Source organism: Flavobacterium sp., assembly GCF_003525665.1.
Classification (GTDB): Bacteria; Bacteroidota; Bacteroidia; order Flavobacteriales; family Flavobacteriaceae; genus Flavobacterium.
The window spans coordinates 1-981 of the sequence record NZ_DQDX01000035.1 but is presented as its reverse complement, the minus strand read 5'-3'; the positions used below and the strand labels follow the sequence as shown (position 1 = coordinate 981).

General features: G+C 27.5%; 1 protein-coding gene and 1 pseudogene. Both read right to left on the bottom strand.

Features of this window, described 5'->3' with window-relative positions; all coding sequences use genetic code 11:
* Positions 1-20: 20 nt before the first annotated feature.
* Positions 21-728, bottom strand: coding sequence for a potassium channel family protein (locus DIU01_RS02325; protein ID WP_290831650.1), 708 nt, complete (start codon positions 726-728; stop codon positions 21-23).
* Positions 728-981, bottom strand: a pseudogene (locus DIU01_RS02320) (spermidine synthase); the annotation flags it as partial. The gene DIU01_RS02325 and the pseudogene DIU01_RS02320, both read right to left, overlap by 1 nt.

The window sequence follows — 981 nt, the reverse complement described above, 5'->3', positions numbered from 1 at the left end:
AATTTAAAATATTGGAATTTCTACGTAATTTCATCATTGTCAAAATACCCTTTGTTTTTTACTTTAGTTGAGAAAAAATTCAAAAATAAAATCACAAAAGAGAGAAAGAAAAGTGCTTGAATACTCGCCAACATTTTTCCGTAAGTTGTAATTGGATAATAGTCTCCAAAACCAATTGAATTTGAGCTAATTATACTGAAATACACTGGATCAAACCAATGTTCGAAAGGTTTATTCATATTGTTTCCAATAGTGTAAAGCACGCCAAATGACACTACAATTTCGATATAATTAAAGAATAATAATAACATCGATCTTTTGTAGGAACGAGGTCTTGTAAATAAATCTGAGGCAAATATTAGTGTAGGAATGTACATCAATGTTTCAATCAATAGGTAAGTCATCAGGTAAATCAGAAAAACTGACGATTGCAATTCATTAATTAAGATGATAAATGGAAAGGCTACTTTTAGCAAAATGTAAATATCCATGATTAAATCTTGGTATTCGGGTCCGATTTTCGAAGCCAAATATTTGATGTAAATCCCAGGAAATAATAATTGTGAAGACGACAATAATAGTCGAACTATCTTTTCAATTCCGTTATCATCTTGATGGTCATTGTTCCAAATAGATTTAATGTTGAGTATTCTTTTTTGAATAGGATTAAATTTGGGTTTATAACTATTCGATACTTTTCCAACGAGAAGTTTCTTTAGAATTGACATTAGTTTGAAAGTTTTTTTATTGTAAAAAGTTCATTGTGAATTTCAACTTTTGGATACATTCTAATAGAATAATTCCCGTTGAATTTCTTTCTGTAATCTAAATTTCTAATTCGGTCTTTTTCGCTGATAACCATTGTGTTAAATAAAATAAAACCTTCTGGATTTAATAGAAAATTTATTCGATTAATGAAGAAATCTTCAAATAAAAAATTAGGCATTTTGGTATCTTGAAAAATATTAATAATTACTAAAT

What these genes read in the sequence shown, in the direction of transcription:
- DIU01_RS02325 (WP_290831650.1), bottom strand. Translation starts at nt 728, where the DNA reads ATGTCAATTCTAAAGAAACTTCTCGTTGGAAAAGTATCGAATAGTTAT.